Source organism: Tsukamurella soli (assembly GCF_039541155.1).
GTDB lineage: Bacteria > Actinomycetota > Actinomycetes > Mycobacteriales > Mycobacteriaceae > Tsukamurella > Tsukamurella soli.
The window spans coordinates 1-16,159 of the sequence record NZ_BAABFR010000109.1 but is presented as its reverse complement, the minus strand read 5'-3'; the positions used below and the strand labels follow the sequence as shown (position 1 = coordinate 16,159).

The 16,159-nt window shown below is 70.0% G+C and carries 22 protein-coding genes; 11 read left to right on the top strand and 11 right to left on the bottom strand.

What is annotated here, in order from left to right; translation table 11 throughout:
- Positions 1-10 precede the first annotated feature (10 nt).
- From ABD908_RS22940 to ABD908_RS22930, 3 genes are read right to left on the bottom strand one after another with little or no spacing between them, the layout of a single operon-like run.
- The gene (locus tag ABD908_RS22940; RefSeq protein ID WP_345000386.1) at positions 11-643 is read right to left on the bottom strand and encodes a hypothetical protein; all 633 of its coding nucleotides are present in this window, start codon (positions 641-643) and stop codon (positions 11-13) included.
- Positions 640-846: a hypothetical protein gene (locus ABD908_RS22935; protein ID WP_345000384.1), complete on the bottom strand. Its 207-nt coding sequence runs from the start codon at positions 844-846 to the stop codon at positions 640-642. Before ABD908_RS22935 ends, ABD908_RS22940 begins: the two co-directional genes overlap by 4 nt.
- Positions 843-1,040: a helix-turn-helix domain-containing protein gene (locus tag ABD908_RS22930; protein ID WP_345000382.1), complete on the bottom strand. Its 198-nt coding sequence runs from the start codon at positions 1,038-1,040 to the stop codon at positions 843-845. The genes ABD908_RS22935 and ABD908_RS22930 overlap by 4 nt, the downstream gene beginning before the upstream one ends.
- A 257-nt stretch (positions 1,041-1,297) precedes the next feature.
- On the opposite strand from ABD908_RS22930, the gene ABD908_RS22925 reads away from it, so the two are divergent.
- The 5 genes from ABD908_RS22925 (at position 1,298) to ABD908_RS22905 (ending at position 6,292) form a co-directional block, all read left to right on the top strand.
- Entirely contained in the window at positions 1,298-2,509 is a 1,212-nt protein-coding gene (locus tag ABD908_RS22925) for a hypothetical protein (protein WP_345000380.1), read from the top strand.
- 2 nt (positions 2,510-2,511) lie between these two features.
- Positions 2,512-4,605: a type IV secretory system conjugative DNA transfer family protein gene (locus ABD908_RS22920; RefSeq protein ID WP_345000378.1), complete on the top strand. Its 2,094-nt coding sequence runs from the start codon at positions 2,512-2,514 to the stop codon at positions 4,603-4,605.
- A 12-nt stretch (positions 4,606-4,617) separates the two neighbouring features.
- Positions 4,618-5,028, top strand: a complete 411-nt coding sequence (locus ABD908_RS22915; RefSeq protein ID WP_345000376.1) for a hypothetical protein — start codon at positions 4,618-4,620, stop codon at positions 5,026-5,028.
- A 244-nt stretch (positions 5,029-5,272) separates the two neighbouring features.
- Positions 5,273-5,659 (top strand): hypothetical protein, encoded by a 387-nt coding sequence (locus ABD908_RS22910; protein WP_345000374.1) that lies wholly within the window; start codon positions 5,273-5,275, stop codon positions 5,657-5,659.
- A gap of 198 nt (positions 5,660-5,857) precedes the next feature.
- Entirely contained in the window at positions 5,858-6,292 is a 435-nt protein-coding gene (locus ABD908_RS22905; RefSeq protein WP_345000372.1) for a hypothetical protein, read from the top strand.
- Positions 6,293-6,394: 102 nt separating this feature from the next.
- On the opposite strand, the gene ABD908_RS22900 is transcribed toward ABD908_RS22905, so the two are convergent.
- The gene (locus ABD908_RS22900; protein WP_345000370.1) at positions 6,395-6,562 is read right to left on the bottom strand and encodes a hypothetical protein; all 168 of its coding nucleotides are present in this window, start codon (positions 6,560-6,562) and stop codon (positions 6,395-6,397) included.
- Positions 6,563-7,016: 454 nt separating this feature from the next.
- Between ABD908_RS22900 and ABD908_RS22895 the strand changes: the two genes are divergently transcribed.
- Together ABD908_RS22895 and ABD908_RS22890 are read left to right on the top strand one after the other, a co-directional pair.
- On the top strand, positions 7,017-7,934 hold the full coding sequence (locus ABD908_RS22895; RefSeq protein WP_345000369.1) for a crotonase/enoyl-CoA hydratase family protein: 918 nt from the start codon (positions 7,017-7,019) through the stop codon (positions 7,932-7,934).
- A 79-nt stretch (positions 7,935-8,013) separates the two neighbouring features.
- Entirely contained in the window at positions 8,014-8,505 is a 492-nt protein-coding gene (locus ABD908_RS22890) for a GNAT family N-acetyltransferase (RefSeq protein ID WP_345000367.1), read from the top strand.
- Between the two features lie 793 nt (positions 8,506-9,298).
- Here the strand turns inward: ABD908_RS22890 and ABD908_RS22885 are convergent.
- The 3 genes from ABD908_RS22885 to ABD908_RS22875 form a co-directional block, all read right to left on the bottom strand.
- The gene (locus ABD908_RS22885; RefSeq protein WP_345000365.1) at positions 9,299-9,721 is read right to left on the bottom strand and encodes a type II toxin-antitoxin system VapC family toxin; all 423 of its coding nucleotides are present in this window, start codon (positions 9,719-9,721) and stop codon (positions 9,299-9,301) included.
- Positions 9,722-9,739: 18 nt separating this feature from the next.
- On the bottom strand, positions 9,740-9,970 hold the full coding sequence (locus ABD908_RS22880; protein WP_345000363.1) for a hypothetical protein: 231 nt from the start codon (positions 9,968-9,970) through the stop codon (positions 9,740-9,742).
- A 106-nt stretch (positions 9,971-10,076) separates the two neighbouring features.
- A complete protein-coding gene (locus ABD908_RS22875; RefSeq protein WP_345000361.1) occupies positions 10,077-11,450 on the bottom strand; it encodes a DUF222 domain-containing protein in 1,374 nt (457 codons plus the stop codon).
- Positions 11,451-11,604: 154 nt separating this feature from the next.
- Here ABD908_RS22875 and ABD908_RS22870 point away from each other — a divergent pair, with 154 nt between their 5' ends.
- Positions 11,605-12,234, top strand: a complete 630-nt coding sequence (locus tag ABD908_RS22870) for an MBL fold metallo-hydrolase (protein ID WP_345000359.1) — start codon at positions 11,605-11,607, stop codon at positions 12,232-12,234.
- 129 nt (positions 12,235-12,363) lie between these two features.
- A complete protein-coding gene (locus ABD908_RS22865) occupies positions 12,364-12,648 on the top strand; it encodes a helix-turn-helix domain-containing protein (RefSeq protein ID WP_345000357.1) in 285 nt (94 codons plus the stop codon).
- 29 nt (positions 12,649-12,677) lie between these two features.
- Here ABD908_RS22865 and ABD908_RS22860 read toward each other — a convergent pair whose 3' ends face one another.
- Both ABD908_RS22860 and ABD908_RS22855 read right to left on the bottom strand, forming a co-directional pair.
- Positions 12,678-12,956, bottom strand: a complete 279-nt coding sequence (locus ABD908_RS22860; protein ID WP_345000355.1) for a hypothetical protein — start codon at positions 12,954-12,956, stop codon at positions 12,678-12,680.
- 27 nt (positions 12,957-12,983) lie between these two features.
- Positions 12,984-13,460 (bottom strand): carboxymuconolactone decarboxylase family protein, encoded by a 477-nt coding sequence (locus ABD908_RS22855; RefSeq protein ID WP_345000353.1) that lies wholly within the window; start codon positions 13,458-13,460, stop codon positions 12,984-12,986.
- Between the two features lie 19 nt (positions 13,461-13,479).
- On the opposite strand from ABD908_RS22855, the gene ABD908_RS22850 reads away from it, so the two are divergent.
- Positions 13,480-14,469 (top strand): pirin family protein, encoded by a 990-nt coding sequence (locus tag ABD908_RS22850; RefSeq protein WP_345000351.1) that lies wholly within the window; start codon positions 13,480-13,482, stop codon positions 14,467-14,469.
- A gap of 3 nt (positions 14,470-14,472) precedes the next feature.
- The gene (locus ABD908_RS22845) at positions 14,473-14,820 is read left to right on the top strand and encodes a GNAT family N-acetyltransferase (RefSeq protein ID WP_345000349.1); all 348 of its coding nucleotides are present in this window, start codon (positions 14,473-14,475) and stop codon (positions 14,818-14,820) included.
- Between the two features lie 16 nt (positions 14,821-14,836).
- Here the strand turns inward: ABD908_RS22845 and ABD908_RS22840 are convergent, their stop codons facing one another.
- Together ABD908_RS22840 and ABD908_RS22835 are read right to left on the bottom strand one after the other, a co-directional pair.
- The gene (locus tag ABD908_RS22840) at positions 14,837-15,553 is read right to left on the bottom strand and encodes a TIGR03943 family putative permease subunit (RefSeq protein WP_345000348.1); all 717 of its coding nucleotides are present in this window, start codon (positions 15,551-15,553) and stop codon (positions 14,837-14,839) included.
- A gap of 5 nt (positions 15,554-15,558) precedes the next feature.
- Complete coding sequence (locus ABD908_RS22835) at positions 15,559-15,999, bottom strand: permease (protein ID WP_345000346.1); 441 nt, start codon at positions 15,997-15,999, stop codon at positions 15,559-15,561.
- Positions 16,000-16,159: the final 160 nt, after the last annotated feature.

The window sequence follows — 16,159 nt, the reverse complement described above, 5'->3', positions numbered from 1 at the left end:
CTGGTCCAGCTCATCCGACGCTCCCCGCGTTCAGCAGCTCGCTTGCCCGCGCGATCACGCAGCTCCAACCATCTCGGATCCACGCGGCGAGCCCGACCGCCGCGACGACGCCGAGCTCATCCGCCGCGTGCGCGGCGAGGGGATCCCCCATCAGCAGCGTGCGGTAGACATTGAGCGGATCCGCGCCCTCCTCCGTGGCCCACCACCGCGTCTCCGCGATGACCCCGCAGTGCACCACCCCGGCCGCACCTCGGTTGTGCTCCTGGGCCAGCTGGCGAGCCGCCATCCGGTGCGCCGCAGCGACGTGGTCCGCCGCCGTCACGGGCTCGCCGAGGACCTCGGCGACGGCCTGGATTCCGCTGGCGGACTGGCTGATCCGCGGCCACTCCTCCCGCGTCCACCGTCCGACTGCGCGCCGGTCCGCGAGCGACAGCTGGCGGTGTGCGGTGAGGAACAGCGGGTTGCCGGCCACGGTGTGCACCAGCGCGTCGGCGAGCCGGGTGCCGGTCAGCGCCCGCGTGACTCCGGCAGCCGCGACCGCGCCGGCGTAGGCCGCCAGCGCCGTGGTGCTGTCGCTGCACTCGACGGCGAGCTCGATCGCCGCGCGGCTGTGCGCCTCGACCTCGCTCACGGTGCGGATCATGCCGCCCACCTGCTCTCAATCCGGACCGCATCCCACTCCCGCACGACCAGGTCCGCGACCGCCTCGATCTCCTCATCGGACAGCACCGCCGCGCCCATCGCCAGCGCCTCGAAAGCCGCCCTTCGCACCTCCGCACCCGCGCCCGCCTCGATCGCCGTCGCCGCCGCGCGCTGGGCCGCCCGCGCCAGAGCCTGGGCGGTCACGCGGCATCACCTCCACCGACGCGGGGCAGGCCGTCCAGCCACTCCCGCAGGTCCTCCGGGTACACCAGCACCGCTGCGCCGCAGCGGTGCGCCACCAGCGTCCCGTCGGCGATCTTCCTCTGCACCGTGCGGAGTCCGACCCCACTCATCGCCGCAACCTCTCTCGCCCTGTATCCGACTCTCCTGTCTGCCATTTCGCTCCTCTCCTCGGCCCGACGCAGCTTGTCTCGCGTCACGCACCGCCACAGACTGCCTCCGGCTGCTGGAGAACGCCCCCGACGACACGAGCCACCTCGTCGGACGCACACCCGGGCCCTCGGCGTCCGAATCGGATCTGTGTTGCGACATCGACCGTCACGCACTGTCCTGCGCCGCCTGGTGCGTCAGAACTGTTGCTGTACAGCAGCTCTCACTGTTGCACACCGTGTGCGAATGCCGGACTCTTGGTCGCATGACCCAGATCCACCCGACGGGACGTGACAAGCTCCTGCTGGTCAGCGTGTGTATTGGCCTCGTCGCGCTCCTCGCCGTGGCCGTCGCGCTGCCCGCCCACGCCGCCTCAGCACCGCGTCCGAGCGCGTGCTCGTGGAGCCTGCCGCTGCCGCAGTTCGAGGCGTGCATGCAGGGCAAGCCCACCCAGCCGACCACCACGGCGCCGGCGCCCGCGACAGGCATGGGGGAGCCAGATGGTCCCTGCGTTCGGAGCGCAACGGGGCAGCGGATTTTCGGCGATTGCGATACCTTCGCCACCACCGTGGCGCCGTCGATGCCGAGCGTGGAGAGCACCGCACCGGGCCCGTATCTCACTCTCGCTACCGCGTTGGGCCGGTGGCAGACCTGGATCGGTCTGGGCCTGGTGATCGTCTCCCTGGTGGCGCTGTGCCGCAACGATCCGGAGCGCCCGGACGCCCTTCCGGCGCACCGCGATCTGCAGGGTCCCGCCGCTGGTGAGCTGCGCGCCAAGGCCGCTGGCGAGCGCTCGGTGGCGGGGTTCGGCATCCCGATCGGGCTGCTGATCCTCGGCGGCCTGTGGGGGTTGGGTGGGGTGATCCTCGCGGCGGTTCCGGCCGGGCTGGTGGCCTACGCGGTGTACCGCAGGTACCTGTGGTTGGAGAACGTCGCGCAGGGATTCTCCCTCGCCGACGCGCGGTGGCAGGAGGCGGCATCGGCCGCCGAGCGGGCCGGCCGACCGACCCCCGCCGAGCCGCAGCTCGATCGCGGTGAGGCACACGCTCTCGGGCTCACGCGGGGGCACGAGGCTCCCGAAAGCAGCGCGGCTGCAGTGATGCTCGGGATCGATGGCCGGGACGGTCCGACGCGGGCCGCGTGGTCCCGCGTGGCGCAGGCGTTGCGGCTCGGAACCACATCCGATACCGGCGCGTTCACACCGTGGGCCTCGATCGCGAGCGTGTCCAGCGACGCGGCGGGAGACTGCACGGTCACGTGGGATGTGCACGACATCTCGAAGACCGCGACGTCGCTGAACTCGGCCGCGGGCCCGCTTCTGCGGGAGCTTCGTGTGCGATCGATCGGCGACGGATTCCTCACCGATCACGCATCCGGCCGCATCTACGCACGGTTCAGCAACACACCGGGGAAGCCGACCGGGAAGGGGCCCGTGGGCCCCGCTGCCGCACCAGCACCAGAGGACTGGGACTTCTAACTATGAGCGACTTCGCCGCCATGTTCGGCCTCGGCGACACCCCCGACAAGCCAGATCCGACCCCTGCGCCGAGCCCAGCATCCCGGCCGTCGCGGACCCGACGGGCGACGCCGGAGCCCGCTGCGCAGGACCCGGATCCGGTGGTGGAGAGGGAGGCCGCCGCCGACGCCAGAGCTGTCCAGGATCGGATCCTGCAGGCCGAGGCGCAGGAGCTCGCAGACCTCGCCGAGCGGGTCGCACGCGCGGGTGCTGTGCGGGGTCCGGAGACCACGACGGAGACGGTCCGCGAGACCCCGCAGGAGCACGTGCTCAGCGAGTGGAACCGCGCGTTCTCGACGCCCGCTGGCACCGCCGCGCTGGGCCTGCCTGGCGGGTCCCGTGGGCGGGCGGTGCCCCATGGTCCGACGGGGATCCGGGTCCAGATCCGGGTGCCGATGGGCACCGACCTGCCCGCAGCGGCGGCCGCGGTGCAGCGTGCGGCGGAGGCCCGGCGGTGGGGTCAGACGATGGTCGCGTTCATCGACGCGAGCCGATTCACGCTCACCCGCGAGATCGTCGGCGAGGATCCCCTGACACCGTGGCGTGTGGCGGGGAAGACCGCCCTTGCCGTGGCTACCGGCGATCCCGCACACGTGCGCCGGTTGCTCTGGGAGCGTGCGGGTCTGACGGTGAAGCGGAGCGATGGGAAGGTGCTGTATCCGGAGGTCCTGGAGCTGTCGGTGGGGCCTCGCGGCCCCGAGGTTCTGGTCAAGCTTCCGGGTGGGGTCGGCGTCGATGCGGCGGTGAAGACCGTGGGCTCGCTCCGGAGTCTGTTCCGGTGCCCGGAGCTGGCGTGCGAGGCGGAGGGTACCCATCTGCGTATCCGGCTGTGCACCGTGCCAGCCGAGACGCTGCCGCAGATGGTGCCGCTCTGGCCGCGCTCACTGTACCGACCGACGACGCCGGAGCAGGCCATCGCAGTGGGCAAGCGGATCGCCCTGCCGGTCGGTGTCACCCTCGCGGGCGACCGGCTGGAGAGGATCGAGATCCGTCCGGCAGCTGTACCTCACGGCGTGCTGGTAGGCGCACCCGGCAGTGGCAAGTCTCGGTGGGTGCGCGGTGCCATGACGGCCTGGACCGTGCAGGGCGGACTGCTCGCGATCGGTGACCCGAAAAATGGTGAACTGGTGCAGGATTGGCTCCCCGGTTGTGTGCACATCTCGACCTCGAAAGCCACCATCTTCCGGCTGTTGCTGTGGGCTCAGGTGGAGATGAAGCGCCGCCTGGCGGTGCAGAACATCCTGCAGCGGAGGCACGGGATCGCAGACCTCCCGGTGCAGCCGATCCTGGTAGTCGTCGACGAGTTCGGGCAGCTGATGACCGAGTTGGACCAGAGCACCGACCCGGCCGACAAGGCCGCTCGCAGCGAGGTGGAGCGCGTCGTCACCAACGCGCTGCAGGTGGGCCGCAGCGTCGGAATCCATCTGCTGTTGATCACCCAGAATGCGTTGACGGCGAGCTTGCCGGGTGGGATCGCGCAGGCCGCCAGTTTCCGCGTGTCCGTCGGCCGTCCGACCGAGGGCGCGAGCGGCTCCGGATCCGTGGGGAGGCTGTTCCCGGCAGCGATGCGCGACCGCGCCGCCGAGCTGGGCGCGAGCATTCCGACGGACTCGCCAGGCCTGCTCCTCACCGATCACCGGGGCCGACCGGTGATCGCCCGTGGCTTCTACGGGTACACGCCTGGGATCGAGCCTGAGGGAAGGGAATTCAGCGATCCGACGCACCAGAAGTACCAGAACTTGTCCGCCGAGATCCGCGAATCCTGGGTGCAGACGCGAGCCACGTTGGCGCACGTCCCACCGACGATCCGGTTCGGCTGGCGGCCCGGTCCGGATGCTCCGGACGACTGGCAGGCGTTGTCCCTGAGCGCCGGCAAGCGCGGTGACGACCCGACCGTCGCGGTACTCCATCCGGTGCCGCTCGATCGCCTGGATCACGCCACTGGGCGCGTCGTGCCGATCGGCGAGCACGCCCGGTTCGACCCGCTCTCCGATGCCTATGAGGGCGGCTACGACCCCATCGATCTCACCACCCACTTCGCGCCCCGCAGCTACTAGGAGACCGACCAGATGTCCATCCAGATCCGCGATCGCGACAGCACATCCCGCACCGCGTACGGCGACTCTATCGGCCCTGCCGCCCGCGCCGTCGTCACCGCGGTAGCGGGCTCCACCGCGGCCCTGCAGGCCGTGATGAACCGCGCCGACCGGCACCCCGCGTCCCCGCGGGAGGCGTTCGCCGCGTTCATCGCCTACCGGCGCGCGCAGGCGCAGGTCGATGCGGCCGTCGCCCAGTACGCCGCGTGGCTCCTGGTCGGTGGCGTCACGCGCAGCGCCCTCGCCCGCGGGCTCGGCGTCCGGCCGGCATCGGTGGCCCGCCTGCTGGCCCCCGTCGAGCACCTGGCGTCTGCTCGCGGCCAAGACCTCGTCCAGGGCGCCGACGGCACCTGGGCTGTGCACATGCTGGAGGCCGTGCAGTGAGCGCGCTACAGCCACACACCGCCGGTGTCCGATTCGCCCACTCCGCCGGGCCGAGTCCTCCGGACACGCGAGAGAGCCCTACGCGCGCGCACGCGAGTTTGCGCACCCTGTATGCGTTTCCGCGCCAGATGTGCACGCCGGGTGCGTGTCCGATTCCCGCTACACGGCGCGCTACAACGACCGCCACAGATACCCCCACAGACCCGGCTACAGCCCGAGCTACACACGACGAGATGGAGACCCCATGTCCGACAACAGCACCCCTCACCCGGAGCGCATCGCCCGGCTCCTCGCCGTCGCCGCGGCGACCGGAACCCTGCCGCCCGACACCGTCGCAGACGCCGGGCGGGTGATCGCGCTGGTGGATGCGGGCGCATCCCGCCGGGCCGTGACCGCGGCGGTGCAGCAGCTGATCTCCGCGGCGTGGACCCGCGGCGGGCGGGACACTGCAGCCTCGACCACGCCGCGCGCGACTCGGGACGCGGTCGAGCGACTCCGCGGCGTCGCCGCACTGGAGCAGCAGCTCGGTCTGGCGCCGAGCGGCGAGACCCCCGTGACCGCCCCCGTCGTCGATCCCGTGATTGAGCCCGATCCGGCGCCCGAGACCGAGTGCACGTGGGGTGCAGCATGAGCCGCGTCCGCACACATCTCCGCGACACCACCCGCCGGCACCCGATCCGCGCACTGGTCTGGGCCGTGGCCGCGGCTCTGCTGGTCGTCGTGATCTGGGCCAGTTTCCACCCGGCTCACCCGCGCGGGACGAGCGCCTATCCACCGCCCGTGACGCGCACCGTCACGGTCACGGCAACACCCACAGGAGGTAGCTGAAATGAATGCACTCAACAGGATCCGCACCGCCGCGCGGCGCTGCACCCGGCCGCCCGTCCCGCTGGCTGCCGCGGCGGCCGGCGCGGGTGCCGTGCTGACGTGCACGGTGTGGGCGTTCGTGCCCGCGTATGCTGCTGGGACGCCCACACCCGTCAGCTCGTTCACCGCGTTGGACGGGTGCCACCGGTTCGTCATCGTCCAGGGCCACACTTTCTGGGTGCGAGACGCCCGCCAGGTCCCTACCGCGAGCTCGTGGGATGTCGCAGTTCGCGGTTGGCCGCGGGCCGGATGCGACCCGGTGCATCCGGGGTGGCCGGCCGCGGAGCCGTGCGATCCGCACGGTTCCCTGCCCTGCGGCACCGGAGGTAGCTTCCTGCCGGGGATCACGGACGGAGACTGGATCAATCCGCTGGCACCTCGATCGGCGCATGCATAGCCCGCAACAGGCCCCGCACCTCGTGGGGTACGGGGCCTGTCCCATGCCCCGCCGCCGGTGCCGGTGCGGGCACCCGGCCGGGGTCGGCGGACCGGGACGGGGTCAGAGGGCGGAGCGGAAGCCTCTGAGCCACGCGTCGGCGTCATCGGGGTGGAGGGCGGCGGGGAGATAGGTTCCGGCGTCCGTGGCGGTGAGGTTCGGCAGTTCGCGGCGGAGGGTGCGGGCGGCGTCGCGGCCGGCGGTCCAGGCGGCGGGTTCGGAGTGGTTCATGGGGCGGGATGGTGCACGGCGGTGGGGCCAGTTGACGAGCGCGGCGCGTTCGGTCGACCAGAGTGACACGGTGATCGCCATCGGACCAGGTAGCAGGCCCGTTCTTCGACACGCGGAGTGACACGGAAGCGACACGCAAGGGGCGATCAGAGACGGTGACGGCGCACTGAATGCGCAGGTCACGCTACCGAGGCGGAACCCTGCGACTTGGGGGAACGATGAAACACTCGATTACAAGAGCGGTGCTCTACCACTGAGCTAAGGAGGCAGCGGACCGCTCCGCGCGCTGACCGGCAGGCGGATCGGACCGGTAGCAGCCTAGCAGCCAGGTTCCCACATGAGACATCTCGCGCGGTTGGCGGCGAGCGCGCCGGGCGGGGGCGTCGACGGTGGCGGGGCGTACCGTCGTGCCCACCCGCCCCGCCTGACACGACGAACATTGTGAGGTCGAATAGTGAACCAGCACAGCCCCGCCGAGCAGGCCGCTCGCGAGCCCGAGGGGTACGAGACGCTCAGCGTTTCCGTCGACGGTGACGGTATCGCCCTCCTCACCCTCGACCGCCCCGACGCGCTGAACGCCTTCGACCTGACGATGGCGCGAGAGCTCCTGCGTTTCTTCACCGTCGACGCGCACGACGACGGCATTCGCGCGGTGGTCGTGACCGGCGCGGGCCGTGCCTTCTGCGCGGGCATGGACCTGAGCGGCGAGGGCAATGTGTTCGGGCTCGACGAGTCGCTGCGGCCCACACCGGAGGAGTTCTACGCGCACTTCGACGAGCCGCCGTACGAGGACGGTATCCGGGACACCGGCGGCAAGGTCACCCTCGCGATCCACGCCCTACCGAAGCCGGTGATCGCCGCGATCAACGGCGCCGCCGTCGGAATCGGTGTCACGATGACCCTCGCGATGGATGCCCGCTTGGCCTCGACCAAGGCTCGTATCGGCTTCGTATTCGGGCGGCTCGGCGTGGTGCCCGAGGCGACGTCGACGTGGTTCCTCCCGCGCCTCGTCGGGCTCGCGCAGGCGCTCGACTGGGTGTACTCGGCAGACATATTCGACGGTGCCGAGGCCCTGCGCGGCGGGCTCGTCCGGTCGGTGCACGAGCCCGACGACCTGGTCGAGGCCGCGCTCGACCTCGCGCGGTCGTGGGTCGTCGGGCGGTCGCCGGTGGCGCTTGCGCTCGCCCGGCAGATGCTGCGCCGCAACTCGGCCGCGTCGCACCCCCTCGACGCGCACCTGTCCGACTCGCTCGCGATGTTCTACACGTCGATAGGCGATGGTAAGGAGGGCGTGGCGGCGTTCCTGGAGAAGCGCCCGGCGCAGTTCGAGGGCCGGGCGTCGGATCTGCCGCGCATCTACCCCGGGGAGTGATCCGGCGGGCCGCCTGCGATCCGGCGGCGCTCCCGACACCCGACGCATCTTCGGCTTCCCCGGGGCCTATCGTTTGCGCATGGAGATCCGGGACGCGACCGCCGATGACCTTCCGGCGATCCTCGCCATCTACAACGACGCGGTGGCGAACTCCACCGCGGTCTGGACCGAGGTGCTGTCGGACCTCGACGGCCGCAGACGCTGGTTCGAGGAGCGCATAGGTGCCGGGTTCCCGGTGTTGGTCGCGATCGTCGACGGTGCCGTCGCCGGCTATGCGACCTTCGGCCCTTACCGCGCCCTCCCGGGGTATCGGCACACAGTCGAGAACTCGGTGTACGTCAGCGAGAGCTTCTACCGCCGTGGCATCGCCGAGGCGCTGATGCGAGAACTCGTCGTCCGTGCCCAGGGCGCCGACGTGCACGTCATCGTCGCCGCGATCGAGGCAGGCAACCTGGCGTCGGTGGCACTGCACCGCAAGCTCGGGTTCGGAGTCGTCGGCCAGATGCCCGAGGTGGGAACCAAATTCGGCAGGTGGCTCGACCTCGTATACATGCAGCGCATCCTCCGCTGAGTCGTGAGCGCCCCGAAGTCGTGAGCGCCCCGAGTCCGGACCTGAGCCTCTGATCCCGCGGCCTGCCGAGTCCTGAGTCCAAACCCGCCGAGCTCGAGCCCGCCGAGCCCGGGCCTGCTCGGCCCGCCTCCGGTGCGGTCAGCCTGGTGGTTCAGTGGCACAGACCTCGCCGTCGTGGGCGGGGGCTCTCGCGCAGGTGACGGGTGTCCTTGGCGCACTGCGGTTCTCGCGGAGGCCGCGGCTCGACGTATTTGTCGCCTCGGTCGCCGCGTCCATGCCGGCGGCGGTGTCCTCCCACTGCGCGTGGAGGTCGTGTTGAGCGAGCAGTTGCTCGAGGATCACGGGTCCCGCGGGCCCGTCGAGGATGGCCGCGATGTCGTCGTGGATCGGTCCGACCTGTGTGCGGTAGGCCGCGTCTTCGGCTCCGGCCCACGCTCGTTCGTGGAGGGCTGCGCAACCAGCCGCCGCGGGTGGCCTCCCAGTGTTCGACGGCCTGCCGGTACAGCTCCGTGCAGTCGTGGGTGTGATTGACGTGGGCCACTCCGCCATCGATTCGAGGATGGCTCCATCCGGCTCGCCCTGCGTATTATGGCCCGTGTTGAACCGGTGCGGTGTGGTTGCTTTCGGCACCGACGGTGGCGTGGCGGGCATCGCAGGCGAACGTGAGGTTGCCGACAAGTCGTTAACAGCACCCCATTCGGAGCGTTCGTCACCTGGCCGAGGTGGGGTCGGCAGGCCGGCGATGTCTGGTGTGTGTCCGGTGCCAGGGTTCACAGCCGGACGGATCGAGCGGCTACGAGTGAGCCGATGGGAGCAAAGTGAAGGCGTCGATGTGGGAGGGGCGAACGACGGCGAAGTGGCGCAGATTCAGTGTTGCGATCCGCTGCGTTCGGTGGCGCTCCGCGAGTGCGATCAGGCTGGCGTCAGTGCCGCCGAGTCGAAGGTTCGCGTAGTCGATGACCAGGTCGTGGACGCGTTGCCAGTCCTGTGTGGTGAGTGCGTCGATTCGCAGCTGGCCGTCGGTGATCGACTGGTAGAGAGTTGCTTCGGCTTGTGGGCCTAGTTCGCGGTCGATGAGGTAGGCGCTCTCGGCGATCACCATGGCCGTGGTGACCAACTGCTCGGTCTCGGCTTCGAGAAGGCGGGCGCAGGATGTGTGGTGCGGGTCGCTCCGGTCCGTGGCGGCGACCAGCACGCCGGTGTCCACGATCAACATGTGATTTCGGCTGTACCCTCAGTCGCGGCCGAAGCCTTCAGAGAGCAACGCGTCGATTCGTGGAGTTATCCCCGTGCTGGAGGCACCGGCGGCGATGAACGCCAGCTTTCGCGGTTGTGATGGAGATGTGGTGGCATCGTGCTGGGGGGCGACGAGCTGAAGGAGGACAGCGCGCACGGCGTCGGCCTGAGACGGGCTGAGCCTGTCGACGAGGTCGTGCAGGTCGGAGTGCTCAGGTGCTGCGGTCATGGTTCGAGTGTCCCCTCCGAGCCGGTGCTGCATCGCCGTCAGCAGTACGTCCTGTACCCGAAGTGTACCTGTCGCTCGCGGACGGGTGATGGTCTCGGACCTGGGCTCAGGGCGGTCGCTGCCTCAGCGTGAATGCTGTATCGCGGGCCTCGCCGCCATCCGCGTATTCGTTGCGGCCGACCAACAGGAGGTTCTCGATGTCGGTGAGACCACCCTCCACCTGGCCTGCACTGTCGGGGCTACCGCGAAACGCGCCACCCCGTGGCGCGTTCCCCTGCGCCGCAGCGTCTCTGGCACTGTCATCCGGGGTCCACTCGTGCATGTGATGCACGGCGCAGTACGCAGGTGGTACGTCGCATCCCGGTGCGCTGCATCCCTTTTCGGTCGCAATGAGGGCGATCCGCTGGTCTGCGGACGCCGGCCGCTTCGAGCGACCGAGTCGCAGCGGCCGTCCCTGCATCGACTGGAGTACGAGATAACGCGGGTGCCCGCCCGCGAGGCGGAGTGCCTCGATGACCGGCAGAGCGCCGCCGGTGGCGGTGGTTGCTGTGCCCGCGAGCGAGGTCAGCTGGTCGATGCTCATCGTGGCGACCACGACGGCGGGCAGCCCGCGGTGCGCGCCCACAGCGTCGGACGCGAGCCCCAGCTCGAGGGCGCGCTTGAGCGCGTCGTGTCGGCGCTGGGTGGCGGTCCGCTCGTCCCGTGTCGCGGCCGCGGACAGGTCGGCATCGGAGGCGGCCGCGGCGTCGTCGGGCGATGCCGGATCGGCGGGGTTGTTCACACCCGGCTGTGCCCGCTTGGCGAACGCGGCGTCGAGCAGTGCCCGCAATCCGGCGTCGAGCGTGCCCCGCATCTCGGACAGTCCGTCGTCGTCCTGCGGCGTCACGTCGAGCGCGCGGTCGGCCTCGTCGGGGTCGGGCTCGCCGCCGTCGGGGTCGATCAGGTCGGCGGCGTGCTTGCCGGCCTTGGTGACGGTCTCGGGCGTCGCCTCGCGGCCGAGGGAGACGAGGATGTGTTCGAGCTGGTCCAATTCATCGCCGGTGAGGCGTCGCCGGCAGCGTTCGCTCGCCTTCTCTACGGCACGCCCGTGTGTGTCGGACAGGTCGCCGTCGAGTTGTGCCTGGGCGATCAGGGGGTGCACCGGCTCCACTGATTCTCCGGTGGGAGTGGAAGCGCAGGCGCGGAACTTCACCGCCTGGACGCGGGCGGCGGCTTCGGCGCCGGACATCCGCAGCGCGGCGACCAGCAGTTGCTCGAGGTTCTTGCAACCCAGTCGCCTCGGCAGCCCGAGCCGGGCGGCGGTCGCGGCGATCAGGGTGCCCGCCGCCGTGAGCCCGCGCGCGCCCCGCTCGATGCGCACTATCGCGTCGTCGGGGGTGAGGTCGGATGGATCGGCCTCCGCAAGATCCGCCACCGCCTGTTCGAACGCCACGAGTCGGCATAGATACTCGTGCCCGCTGGTCGTCGTCGTGGGCGCCATCTCCGCCTCCTCCCTGTCGTGATCCAGCTTACACCTGATATCGAACATATGCGAGAAATATGGCACACTGATTCGAATGATGCCCGAGTGTGCTTGTCTCCCTTGGCGAGTAGGCTCGGACCGTAATCGCTGTTATCTCCGGAGGCGGGACAGAATGAAGCTCACGAAATACGGCCATGCGTGCGTAACCATCGAGTCTGGCGGCACCACGATCCTCGTCGACCCGGGCACGTTCACCGAGGAGCGTGTCGAGCTGCTTCGCTCGGCCGACGCCGTGCTCATCACGCATGACCACTTCGATCACTATGACGCCGACGCCATCCGCGCCGAACTCGCCGCGCGACCCGGCCTGCCCGTGTATGCGCCCGGCAGTGTCGCCGGGGAGTTGGACGGGGTCACGGAGGTCTCGACCGGCGACGAGTTCACCGTCGCCGGCATCGCGGTCCAGGCGTTCATCGAGCCGCACGCCTTCATCTACGGCGATCAGCCGCAGACTCCCAATGCCGCGTTCCTGATCGGCGGCGCGGTGTATCACCCGGGGGACACGTTCTTCGTTCCCGACGTCGCGATCGATACGCTGCTCGTGCCCACCAGCGGTCCGTGGGTCAAGCTCGGTGAGGCGATCCAGTTCGCCATCGACGCGAAGCCGCGCCGGGCGATCCAAATACACGAGATGCTGCTGACGGAGATGGGGCAGCAGATGTCGGCCCGGATGATCGGGCCCGACGGTTTCGGCACCGTTCCGCTGGAGATCCTCCCGGTCGGGGGGTTCGTGGAGGTCTGAGTGCGTGCAGTCGAACCGCCGCGATCTTCGCGGCGTCGGCAGCGCGCCTGACGATTTCGAGACGGGCGTCCTAAGGAAGCCGTCTAAAGATGGTCGACGGCGAACGGCACGTGCCCAACCGTTGGGGGTGTGAGTGCAGGGGATGAGTCCGAGTTCGAGCGCCAGCTCGCGGGCATCCTCGCAATCCGCTTACAGACGCTCCGGTTGGCAAAGGGACTCACGCAGTGGGACGTGGCCGACCGGGCGGGGATCGCCCGCAATCACTACCAGTTGTTGGAGAGCGGTTGGGTCAACCGGCGGACCAAGTCGCCGTCCAATCCGCGCCTCTCGACTCTCGTCGCCGTGAGTGAGGTTCTTGGTACCATCGTCCCCGAACTCATCGACGAGATGTTCGCGCGCGACAGCGCCGGGTGAGAGCGTGGGCAGCGCAGGGCAAAATCTGTCTACACGTCGATGACCTTCATGACCTCGTCGCCGTAGTCGTTGATCACCTTGATGGCGATCTTGCCGGTCTCCGGGCGGTCGAACGGGCGGGACACCGTCTGATACAGGCTCTCCCACGCCTCCTCATCGATATCGGCCTCGAGGCCCGTGCGGAGCCGCTTGTACGGATCGTTACCACCGGTGAAGTAGCAGTGGCGCACGAAGAACGACTCGCCGTCGTAGTCGGTGTCGCGGCCGAGCTGGTCGGTGATCTGTTGTCGGACTCCGACGCCTGACACGGTACGGGCCGAGAGGCTCCGAACCGACTACGGCAGTCGCCATACCCGCGCCCGCACGTGGTGCCGGCTCAGGATCGACACCCGGTTGAACGCGCCGATCGTGATCGCCGCCCAGATCGCCACGGACATCTGCTCCTCTGTCAGCACGTCGCCGGCACGGTCGTAGGCGAGGTCGGCGGTGTCCTCGCCCTGGAGCTCCGTCACCAGCTCGGCCGTCTCCAACAGCGCGGTCGTCACGTCGTCGAACAGCTCCCGCGCTTCGCGCCAGGCCGGGAGCACCGCGAGTTGCTGTTGCGTCACGCCGGCGTGCAATGCGCGCTCGGCGTGCAGGCTGAGGCAGAAGCCGCACCCGTTGATCTGCGAGCACCGCATGTTGAGCAGCTCGATCTGAGCGGGTGTCAGGCCGGCGTCCGCCCATGCCTGGGCCACCGCGGTCGATACTGCGGTCAGGGCTCCGTAGGCGGAGGGCGTCGCCTTGTCGATGAACACCCTCGGCCCACTCATAGTCGGTACGCTAGCGGACGTGAGCAACGTCGAGGCGCAGCCTGCCGAAGTGGCGTGCTCGGCCGGCGTCGCGAATGCAGCGGTCGAGGTGATCGAACCCCGCATCGTGCCTCTGGGCGGCCCCCGGGCGATGACGGTGCGTCGAACGCTCCCGACCCGAGGCCGCAGCATGGTGGGTGCCTGGTGTTTCGCCGACCACTACGGCCCCGACGACGTCTCCGAGACGGGCGGAATGAATGTCCCGCCGCACCCGCACACCGGGTTGCAGACCGTCAGCTGGCTGTTCGAGGGAGACGTCGAGCACCGCGATAGTGCGGGCGTCCACGCGCTGGTGTTGCCGGGGGAGCTCAACCTCATGTCGGCCGGTCACGGCATCAGCCACTCCGAGGTGTCGACGCCGAGCACCACGCGCCTGCACGGCGTCCAGCTATGGATCGCGCTTCCCGACGCGGTCCGCAACGGACCCAACGGTTTTCAGCATTATGCGCCTGAGGAGTTCGAGATCGCGCCGGGCGTCACGGGCCGCGTCTTCATCGGCGCGCTCGCCGGACAGACGTCCCCGGCCGTGACAGCTACGCCGCTGCTCGGTGCCGAACTCCTGCTCGCCCCCGGCGCACAGGCCGTGCTCGAGGTCGACGGTGACTTCGAGCACGCCCTGCTGCTGGACACTCTTGCGCTGACGATCAACGGGATCCCGCTGCGCCGTGGGGATCTCGGGTTCGTCGGCCCCGGGCGCCGCACCCTCGATATCGCCAACCCCACCGAGGGCGAGGCGCGCGCGATCCTCTTGGGGGGCACGCCCTTCACGGAGGACCTCGTGATGTGGTGGAACTTCGTCGGCCGCACCCACGAGGAGATCGTCGAGTACCGTGCCGCGTGGGAGGCCCGCACCGGGCGCGCCGACGACCCGGGCCGGTTCGGCACCGTTGGCGGGTGGGAGCCCGACGATGCGCTCCCGGCACCGCCGCTCCCGACCACTCATCTGAAGCCCCGATCCAGGAGGAACTGACCCATGGCCGTGACGGTAGACCTCAACGAGACGCAACATCGCTACGAGATCGCCGTCGACGGTGACCTCGCGGGCTTCACCGCGTTCAAAGACCGTGCGCAGCAGCGGATCTTCTACCATACAGAGGTGTTTCCGCAGTTCGGCGGGCGAGGGCTGGCATCCGAGCTGGTCGAGCAGGCGCTCACCGACGTCCGCGCACGGGGGCTGCGGGCGGTGCCGGTGTGCCCGCTGGTCGCAGGCTTCCTGTCGAAGCACTCGGCGTTCGCAGACATCGCCGACCCGGTCACCCGCGACGTCCTCACCTTCCTGCGCCGGGCCGGGGCGGACCCGGAGGGCACTGCGGCGCACTGACTCCCGCCGACGCTGGTCAGAATCTCGGTGGAACAGCCCCGAAACCAGGGAATCCGACCATCCGGCCACGCTCAGACCGAGATCCGGACCGGTACTTCGGCGAGCGGTCAGTAGTCGTACTGCTTCGTCGGGTCGGCACGGCCCTCCACGACCGCACCGTCGCGGCCGGCGTGAAGTCGTTGCCCGATGTCGCCGAACCCGGAATCAGCCGCAGAACCGCCGAGATCCATTGCCCGGCAGGCGCTGTGACCTGAGGACCGCGAAGTGACACCTCGATCGTCCGGGCGTCCGCCACGCAGCACCAGATCATCAGGCGGCCGAGTAGAACGTCCGTCCCACGGTGGACCACGAATCCGGTCAGGGTGACGTCGCTCCTGTCCAGCGCGTGCGTCGAGTCGCTGACCGCTCGGTTCTGGAAGTCGTACACCGACAGTGCCGGTGCGGTGCCGGGTGGCAGCGGGGGAACGACTCCATGTCCTCGGACACCGCCGCGGAGATCGGAGCGGACGCCGAACTCGCTCCCAGTGGAGGCGGGGGAACGGCACCGTCGGGCCCGGCGCCGTACGTCGGCGGCCGTCCCGAAGCCGGCCAGTGCCAGGATCACCACCCCGGACGCCAGCAGGAAGGGCAGCATCGCGGGGCGCACGTAGTTCAAGTGCGTGCCGGTCGAGGCGACGACGGTGACCGCCGCGCCGAACAGCAGGAGCAGCAGATTCTGTGCGGTGCGGTTCACTCAGGTCACCGCCAACCCAGGATCGCGGTCCCCGCGGCGGTCCCGCACACGACGGTCACCAGTAGTGCCAGCGGGGCGAACCGCGCGACGAACCCGCGACCGTCGGTTCCCGCCTGCATCGTCATCAGCTCGACGTCGACGGCCGGCCCCACCACCAGAAACACGATGCGCGGCATCAGCGGCAGCGCGGACGTCGAGGCCGTCACGAATGCGTCGGCCTCCGAACACAGGGCCAGCACGATCGCGAGCGCCACCATCACGACGCCCGCCGGCAGCATGTTGCCCGCCAGGTTGCGGTACCAGTCCTGCGGCACCAGCACATGCAGCGCGGCGGCGAAGGCGGCACCGAGCGCCAGGAACGAGCCGGCCTCCACCAGATCCTCGCGGGCTGTCGCCGCGCCGAGTGCGAGGCGCGCACGGAGCGTGGTCGGCAGTTCGCTCGTCACGGCCGGCCGCGACCGCCGGATCCACTCCGGGCGCCCGATCGCGACCCACAAGCCACCCCGTGATCAGCGCGGTGGCCAGCGAGCCGACCAGCCGGGCAGCGCGATGCCGCCGACGCCTGCGACCGCGACCGCGACCGCGGCGGATCGGCGCCGCGGCAGG

Excerpts from the sequence above, each read along its gene's own strand:
- ABD908_RS22940 (WP_345000386.1), bottom strand. The coding sequence starts at position 643 with ATGATCCGCACCGTGAGCGAGGTCGAGGCGCACAGCCGCGCGGCGATC.
- ABD908_RS22930 (WP_345000382.1), bottom strand. The coding sequence starts at position 1,040 with ATGGCAGACAGGAGAGTCGGATACAGGGCGAGAGAGGTTGCGGCGATG.
- ABD908_RS22925 (WP_345000380.1), top strand. The coding sequence starts at position 1,298 with ATGACCCAGATCCACCCGACGGGACGTGACAAGCTCCTGCTGGTCAGC.
- ABD908_RS22920 (WP_345000378.1), top strand. The coding sequence starts at position 2,512 with ATGAGCGACTTCGCCGCCATGTTCGGCCTCGGCGACACCCCCGACAAG.
- ABD908_RS22915 (WP_345000376.1), top strand. The coding sequence starts at position 4,618 with ATGTCCATCCAGATCCGCGATCGCGACAGCACATCCCGCACCGCGTAC.
- ABD908_RS22910 (WP_345000374.1), top strand. The coding sequence starts at position 5,273 with ATGTCCGACAACAGCACCCCTCACCCGGAGCGCATCGCCCGGCTCCTC.
- ABD908_RS22905 (WP_345000372.1), top strand. The coding sequence starts at position 5,858 with ATGAATGCACTCAACAGGATCCGCACCGCCGCGCGGCGCTGCACCCGG.
- ABD908_RS22900 (WP_345000370.1), bottom strand. The coding sequence starts at position 6,562 with ATGAACCACTCCGAACCCGCCGCCTGGACCGCCGGCCGCGACGCCGCC.
- ABD908_RS22890 (WP_345000367.1), top strand. The coding sequence starts at position 8,014 with ATGGAGATCCGGGACGCGACCGCCGATGACCTTCCGGCGATCCTCGCC.
- ABD908_RS22885 (WP_345000365.1), bottom strand. The coding sequence starts at position 9,721 with ATGTTGATCGTGGACACCGGCGTGCTGGTCGCCGCCACGGACCGGAGC.
- ABD908_RS22880 (WP_345000363.1), bottom strand. The coding sequence starts at position 9,970 with ATGACCGCAGCACCTGAGCACTCCGACCTGCACGACCTCGTCGACAGG.
- ABD908_RS22875 (WP_345000361.1), bottom strand. The coding sequence starts at position 11,450 with ATGGCGCCCACGACGACGACCAGCGGGCACGAGTATCTATGCCGACTC.
- ABD908_RS22870 (WP_345000359.1), top strand. The coding sequence starts at position 11,605 with ATGAAGCTCACGAAATACGGCCATGCGTGCGTAACCATCGAGTCTGGC.
- ABD908_RS22855 (WP_345000353.1), bottom strand. The coding sequence starts at position 13,460 with ATGAGTGGGCCGAGGGTGTTCATCGACAAGGCGACGCCCTCCGCCTAC.
- ABD908_RS22845 (WP_345000349.1), top strand. The coding sequence starts at position 14,473 with ATGGCCGTGACGGTAGACCTCAACGAGACGCAACATCGCTACGAGATC.